The sequence below is a fragment of the Streptomyces sp. NPDC093094 genome, assembly GCF_044754345.1.
GTDB lineage: Bacteria > Actinomycetota > Actinomycetes > Streptomycetales > Streptomycetaceae > Streptomyces.
The window spans coordinates 1-7,061 of record NZ_JBIVOX010000054.1 but is presented as its reverse complement, the minus strand read 5'-3'; the positions used below and the strand labels follow the sequence as shown (position 1 = coordinate 7,061).

Here is a 7,061-nt window from a genome sequence, read left to right as displayed (position 1 = left end):
CCTGGATGCGACCCCCTGTGCCGACCGCGTCACCCAGCGGGTCCGTCGAAGGTGACCGGCGCCTCGAAGGCGGCTCTGCGGGTGGCCCGGCGGAGGGCCTTGAGGAGGGCGGGGCCGAGGGCGAGGGTGAGCAGGACCGTGCAGACCGCCCGGCCCAGGTCCCAGCCGAGAGACGTGGCCAGGCAGTACGCGAGGAAGCGGACGAAGTTCGCGGCGGGGCCCGCGTGCGGGTCCATGGCGAGTGTCGTGGTCGCGGGGCTCATGAAGGTCCAGCCCGCCATGTTCATCAGCGTGCCGTAGCCGAACGCGGCGACGAAGCCGTACGCCGTCAGCAGCCCGATCTCCGCCCGGCCGCGCAGCCGGGCCGGGCCGGGCAACAGGCCCGCGCCCATGGTGAACCAGCCCATCGCCAGCATCTGGTACGGCATCCAGGGCCCGACCCCGCCGGTGAGCAGGGCCGAGGCGAACATCGTGACGCACCCCAGGACGAAACCGAAGCCCGGTCCGAGGACCCGGCCGCTCAGCACCAGCAGGAAGAACATCGGCTCGATCCCGGCCGTGCCCGCCCCGATCGGCCGCAGCGCGGCCCCCGTGGCGGCCAGCATCCCGAGCATCGCGACCGCCTTGGGGCCGAGCCCGGACTCCGCGATCGTCGCCGCGACCACGGGGACCAGCAGCCCGAGAAGGCATGCGAACAGCCAGGGCGCGTCCTGGGCGTGGGCCACCGCCGACGACTCGGGCGGGGCGAAGAAGGGCCAGGTCAGCGCGGCCACGCCGACCGCGCTGACCAGCGCCAGGGAGGCCGTGGAGCGGGGTCCCAGCCGGACCGCGCGGACCCGGCCGGACATGTCGGGGGTCATCCGAGGGCCTTCCTCACCTGGGCGACGGTCAGCCACTGCTGCGGGGCGAGGATCTTCGCCACCTGGGGCGCGTAGGAGGGCGACGAGGTCACCACCTCCCGCGCCGGGCCGTCCGCGATCACCTCGCCGTCCGCCAGCAGCACCACCCGGTGGGCCAGCTCCGCCGCCAGCTCCACGTCGTGCGTGGCCAGCACGATCGAGTGGCCCTCGGCGGCCAGCTCCCGCAGCAGTCCGACGAGGCGGGCCTTCGCCGCGTAGTCCAGGCCGCGGGTCGGCTCGTCCAGCAGGATCAGGGGCGGGCGTGCCGCCAGGATCACCGCCAGGGCGAGGGACAGCCGCTGCCCCTCGGAGAGGTCGCGCGGGTGCGTCTCGTCCGCGACACCGGGCAGCAGCCTCGACACCAGCTCACGGCAGGTGCCCGGCTCGGCCCCCGCGTCCCGGTCCGCCTGCGCGCACTCGCCCGCGACCGTGTCGGCGTACAGCAGGTCGCGTGGCTCCTGCGGGACCAGCCCGACCCGCCGGACCAGCTCGCGCGGCGGCGTCCTGTGCGGGACGGCCCCGCCCGTGCGGACCGTGCCGGAGGCCGGCTCCACCAGGCCGACCAGCGCGGACAGCAGGGTGGACTTCCCGGCGCCGTTGCGGCCCATCAGCGCGATCGTCTCGCCGGGGCCGACGGTGAGACCGGCCTTGCGCAGCGCGGTGACCCGCCCGCGGCGGACCACGAGGTCCCGCACCTCGGCGGCGAGGGGAGCCGCGTCGGGGGTGCCGGCGGCCCGCCGGGCCGGGAACCTCCGCCGTGCGGCCGGCCGCGCCGGGGCAGGGGGGAGGGCCGCGGGTGTCCCGGCCGGCTCCTGCGGCTGCCGCTCCTTCAGCCGTTCCCGCAGGTCCGCGGCCCTGCGGCGGGCGTCCCGCACGGTCAGCGGCAGCGGCGACCAGCCCGCCGCGCGGCCCAGTTCCACCACCGGCGGGAAGACCGGGGACACCGACATCACCTCCGCCGGGGTGCCCAGGACGGGCGCCGCGCCGGGCGCGGGCAGCAGCAGGACACGGTCCGCGTAGTGGACGACGCGCTCCAGCCGGTGCTCGGCCATCAGGATCGTCGTGCCGAGGTCGTGGACGAGCCGCTGGAGGACGGCGAGGACCTCCTCCGCGGCCGCCGGGTCCAGCGCCGAGGTCGGTTCGTCGAGGACGAGCACGTCCGGGTGGGCGGTGAGGACGGAGCCGATGGCGACGCGCTGCTGCTGGCCCCCGGAGAGCGTGGCGAGCGGGCGGTCGCGCAGCGCGGCCAGCCCCAGCAGGTCGAGGGTCTCCTCGACCCGGCGGCGCATCACCTCCGGGGCGAGCCCCAGGGACTCCATGCCGTAGGCGAGTTCCTCCTCCACCGTGTCCGTCACGAAGTGCGACAGCGGGTCCTGGCCGACCGTGCCGACCACGTCCGCCAGGTCGCGCGGCTTGTGCGTGCGGGTGTCGCGGCCCGCGACGGTGACCCGGCCGCGCAGGGTGCCGCCGGTGAAGTGCGGCACCAGGCCCCCGACGGCGCCGAGCAGGGTCGACTTGCCGACGCCCGACGGGCCCACCAGCAGGACGAGTTCACCCTCGGGCACCTCGAAGTCGACGCCGCGCACGGAGGGTTCGGCCGCGCCTTCGTAGGTGACGGAGACATCCTCGAAGCGGATCACGACGGCTCCTCGGGGGACTTCGGCGATTTCGGTGGCGGCGTGACGAACGCGGGCAGCAGCCCCAGCAGGCAGGCCGCCGCCGGCCACACCGGCAGTTCCGGCGCGACCAGCGGGATCACCCCGGGGCTCAGTGCGCCGGGATCACGGGTCGCGGCGAGCGTGAGCAGCGCGGCGACGGCGGCGCCCGACCCGGCGACCAGCCAGGCCCGCAGGTCCCAGCGGTCGGGCCGGTAGCGGGTGCGGGGGGTGCGGCGGCCGCCCAGCCACAGCCCGCCGAGCGCGGCGGCCGTCCCGGCGAGCAGCACGGGTGTCCCGTAGGCGCCGCCCTGGGCGGTCAGCAGTCCGTACGTGCCCGCGCACACGCCGAGCAGTCCGGCGATCGTGAGCACGGCGGTCGTACGGCGGATCGCGGCGGGGACGTCGGCGGTACGGCCGTACCCGCGCGAGTCCATCGCGGCGGCGAGGGCGACGGAGCGTTCCAGCGCGCCCTCCAGCACCGGCAGTCCGACGTGCAGCAGTGCGCGGACGCCGCGGTCGGGGCGGCCGCGCAGCCGGCGTGCGGCGCGCAGCCGCTGGATGTCGGCGATCAGGTGGGGGGCGAAGGTGAGGGCGACGACCACGGCGACGCCGGTCTCGTACAGCGCGCCCGGCAGGGACTTCAGCAGCCGGGAGGGGTTGGCGAGGGCGTTCGCGGCGCCGACGCAGATGAGCAGCGCGGCGAGCCGCAGGGCGTCGTAGAGGGCGAACACCAGGCCCTCGGCGGTGACCCGGCCGCCGAGGCGGATGCCCTGCGCCCAGTCGGGCAGGGGGACTTCGGGCAGGGTCAGCACGATGTGCGTGCCGGGGACGGGAGAGCCGAGGAACACCGCGAACAGCAGCCGCACGGCCAGCACCGCGAGGCCGAGTTTGACGAAGGCGCCGTAGGAACGGGCCCAGGGTGCGTCGGGCCGGCGGGCCGCGACGACATAGCCGGAGACGGCGACGAGCAGGCCGAGCAGGAGCGGGTTGGTGGTGCGGGTGGCTGCGGTGCCCAGTCCGAGGGCCCACAGCCACCACGCACCGGGGTGCACGGCGGTGCCGTCACGCACGGCGGCGTGCCTGCCAGATCCCGGCGGCGCCGAGCAGCACCACCACACCGGCTCCGGCGATCAGTCCGAGGGAGGGGCCGCCGTCGGAGTCGTCCGCCGCCGTCTTCGTGGAGGGCTGCGCGTCGGCGGAGCCCCGGTCGCCCGAGACCTGCTCGCCGCAGCCCCGCTCCGGGTAGCCGGAGATGGCGCACAGCAGGGCGTTGGTGTCGTAGCGCAGGGGCTTGGCGACGGCGGCCAGGGCCTCGGCGGTCGTCGCGTCGGGGGCGACGCTCGCGCACACCGTACGGGCGGGCGGCGGGGTCTCCCCGGGGGGCGCGTCGGCGGCGGTGCCGAAGTCGAGGACCAGGGCGACGCGCTTTTTGCCCTGCTGCGCGGGGGTGTCCGCGCAGATCGCGGCGAAGTCGGCGGCGCCGCGCGGCTGGTCGGCGTCCTGGGAGTCCTCGCTGACCGCGAACCGGAAGCCCTGGACGTCACCGTCGGAGGGGCGGGCGGTGGCGGGGCCCTGGGTGGCGTAGACCCAGCGGGCGCCGTCACGGTCCCAGAAGGACCAGTAGCGGTAGCCGGTGGCGTGGGCGGCCTGGGCCGCGCCGGTCAGCACGACCAGGACCGCGGCCAGGAGGGCCCCGGCGCGGCGCACCGCCGCGGGGACCCTTCCGTGCGCGGGCCGGACGGCTCGGCGGATCACTGCCGGGACTTCTTGCGGGAGCTGATCAGGAAGCCGACGCCGATGCCGCCGACGAGGCCGACGCCGACGATCCACCAGACGCTGACACCGTCGCTGTCGTCGGCGGCCTCGTCCGTCTTCCTGTCGGACGGGTCGCCGTCCGCGGGGGTGCCCTTCGCGGGGACCTTGTCCGGGGCGGGCCCGGTGGCGTTGAGCAGCGCGACCAGGTCCTCGCCGCCGAAGTCCTCCGGGTCGATGCCGCCGGCCTGCGCGGCGAGGACGAGCTGGGCGTAGGCGGCGGGGCCGCTCTGCTCGGCCCACTTCAGGGCGTTGGCCTCCAGCCAGCGGGCGGAGGCGCCGGCCTGTTCGCCGAAGCCGGCGGCGGCGAGCGCGACGACCGCGTCGGCGGTGTTGCCGTAGTCGGGCTGGTCCTCCGCACCGGGCAGCGCGGACGTCAGGTGCTTGTCCTTGGCAAGGGCCCCGGCCAGGTACGAGGCGCCGTTGTGGGCGGCCTGCGCGGCGTCGGCGGGCTTCGCGCAGGACGGGGAGCTCTTCTCGTCCGTGGCGTTCTGTCCGGCCAGCGGCTCGCCGAGGGCGGCGAGCACGGCCGCGGCGGTGGCGTCGGCGTTGGCGGCGAGCTTGCCCTGCTTGTCGGGCTGGTAGGCGAAGGCGCCCGCGTCCTTGCCCTTGCAGGGCAGGGCGAGGGTCAGCAGGGCGTCGTAGGGGGACTTGCCCGCCTTGACGACGTCGGCGGGATTCTCACCGGCGGCGGTGAGGGCGCCGGTGACGACGGAGGTGGAGTTGGCGTCGGAGGGGCTGCCGGGGTTGTAGCCCCAGCCGCCGTCCGTGTTCTGCACCGACTTCAGCCAGGTGACCGCCTTGCGGGGCACGTCCTCGTGGCCGCCGGTCGCGGCGAGGGCCTGCACGGCGACGGCGGTGGCGTTGGTGTCGAGCATCGTCTTGGCGTCGCAGGGCTCGGCCGCGTCGGCGCGGTAGGAGGCGAAGCCGCCGTCGGCGCACTGCTGCCCGGCCAGCCAGTCGACCGCCTTGCCGGCGGGGACGACGCCCTGTTCGGTCTGCGCGAGCAGCGTCAGCGACTGCCGCCACACACCGTCGTACGTCGGGTCGGCGGTGCCGTACAGCCCGTCCGGCAGGGACACCGACGGTGACGGGGAGGGTGCTGCGACGGCGGGCACGGCGGCACCGAGTACGGCGACGGCGGCGGCCAGGACCGCGGCGCTGCGGCGGACGTTCATGATGAGCGGGTGCCTCTCCCCTAAGGGAGCCGGGCAGCACGGGACGACCCCGGGCGGCTCGGCTCCGTATCCCTCGACGGTGCCGTGCGCGGCGGTGTGCCGGCGCACGCTGAGCCGGTCACGATCCGTACGGGGCAGTCCGGCTCACAGACGCGGTCTGCTCACGGTTGCGGGTCAGCGCCGGATTTGCACCGGCTTCCCCCCGTACGGGTGTGATGACGACGCCGCCACTTTACCGGGCGGTCCGCAAGCCGCTGTGGGGTGCCGGTCACACCCCGCCGGACACCCCTCCGGACCCGGCGCCGGACACCCCTCCGGACCCGCCGTCGGGCACGGCATCGGGCACCCTGCCGGACCCGGCATCGGACCCGGCATCGGGCACGGCATCGGACACCCCGCCGGACCCGGCATCGGACACCTCTCCTGATCCGGCATCGGACCCGGCGTCGGACGCCCCGCCGGACCCGCCGTCGGGCACCGCGACGTAGGTCACCGGATCGCTCCCCGGCACGGCTTCCGCGCGGCCCAGTTTCACCAGCCGCCGCAGATGGGCCTCGGCCTCGGAGACGGCGATGGTGCGGGAGCCGTGGGGGATCCGCCCCCAGGGCCGGTTCCAGTCCATGCGCTCGGCGAGCTGCCAGGGGGTGAGGGGTGCGGTGAGGAGGGAGAGGAGACCGCCGAGGCGGGCCTCGTGGTGGGCGAGGAGCCGACGGACACGGGCGGGGGCGTCGGTGAAGGGGTGCTGGTGGGCGGGGAGGATCTCGGCGGGGGCGAGCCGGGCGACGCGTTCGAGGGAGTCGAGGTAGTCGCCGAGGGGGTCGGTGACGGTGGTGTCGTCGGGGTCCTCGTAGAGGCCGATGTGGGGGGTGATCCCGGGCAGCAGATGGTCGCCGGAGAAGAGACGGCCGTGCCCGCGGTCTCCGGCGGGGTGCCGCTCCTCCAGGTGGAGGCAGACGTGGCCGGGGGTGTGGCCCGGTGTCCAGACGGCGCGCAGGCGGCGGCCGGGCAGGGGGAGGAGGTCGCCGGGGACGATCTCACGGTCGGGGAGGGCGGGGGCGAGGCCGGGGAGGGTGCCGCGGGCCCTGCGCAGGGGCGCCACATGGGCCTCGGGGGCGCCGGCGGCGGTGAGCTTGGCGGCCATGTAGGCGTACCACTGCCCGGGGCGGGCCGCGCGGGTGCGGCGGACGATCGCCGCGTCGGCCGCGTGCATCGCGATCCAGGCCCCGGACACCTCCCGGACCCTTCCGGACAGACCGTGATGGTCGGGGTGGTGATGGGTGACGACGACGCCGTGCAGTGCGGGGACGGAGGTGCCGCAGGCCGCGAGCCCTTCGGCCAGCGCGTCCCAGGAGGCCGGGTCGTCCCAGCCGGTGTCGACGAGCACGGGGCCGCGGTCGGTGTCGACGACGTAGACCAGCGTGTGCCCGAGCGGGTTGTCCGGTATCGGCACCTCGACCGACCGCACTCCCCCGCCGAGATCGGACGTCCTGACCATGTACGCCTCCCCCCGCCAC

5 protein-coding genes, 1 pseudogene and 1 riboswitch are annotated in these 7,061 nt (G+C 76.0%); all 6 genes and pseudogenes read right to left on the bottom strand.

Annotated elements, in window-relative coordinates; translation table 11 throughout:
* Window positions 1-29: 29 nt before the first annotated feature.
* Entirely contained in the window at window positions 30-860 is an 831-nt protein-coding gene (locus tag ACIQGV_RS40710; protein ID WP_402504787.1) for an ECF transporter S component, read from the bottom strand.
* Window positions 857-2,539: an ABC transporter ATP-binding protein gene (locus tag ACIQGV_RS40705; protein WP_402504785.1), complete on the bottom strand. Its 1,683-nt coding sequence runs from the start codon at window positions 2,537-2,539 to the stop codon at window positions 857-859. Before ACIQGV_RS40705 ends, ACIQGV_RS40710 begins: the two co-directional genes overlap by 4 nt.
* Window positions 2,536-3,627 (bottom strand): energy-coupling factor transporter transmembrane component T, encoded by a 1,092-nt coding sequence (locus tag ACIQGV_RS40700; RefSeq protein WP_402504783.1) that lies wholly within the window; start codon window positions 3,625-3,627, stop codon window positions 2,536-2,538. The genes ACIQGV_RS40705 and ACIQGV_RS40700 overlap by 4 nt, the downstream gene beginning before the upstream one ends.
* Window positions 3,620-4,312, bottom strand: coding sequence for an SCO2322 family protein (locus ACIQGV_RS40695; RefSeq protein ID WP_402504781.1), 693 nt, complete (start codon window positions 4,310-4,312; stop codon window positions 3,620-3,622). Before ACIQGV_RS40695 ends, ACIQGV_RS40700 begins: the two co-directional genes overlap by 8 nt.
* Window positions 4,309-5,547, bottom strand: coding sequence for a prenyltransferase/squalene oxidase repeat-containing protein (locus ACIQGV_RS40690; protein ID WP_402504779.1), 1,239 nt, complete (start codon window positions 5,545-5,547; stop codon window positions 4,309-4,311). Before ACIQGV_RS40690 ends, ACIQGV_RS40695 begins: the two co-directional genes overlap by 4 nt.
* Before the next feature lie 132 nt (window positions 5,548-5,679).
* Window positions 5,680-5,749: riboswitch (cobalamin riboswitch) on the bottom strand.
* Window positions 5,750-6,022: 273 nt separating this feature from the next.
* Window positions 6,023-7,042: pseudogene (locus tag ACIQGV_RS40685) on the bottom strand (MBL fold metallo-hydrolase); the annotation flags it as partial.
* Window positions 7,043-7,061: the final 19 nt, after the last annotated feature.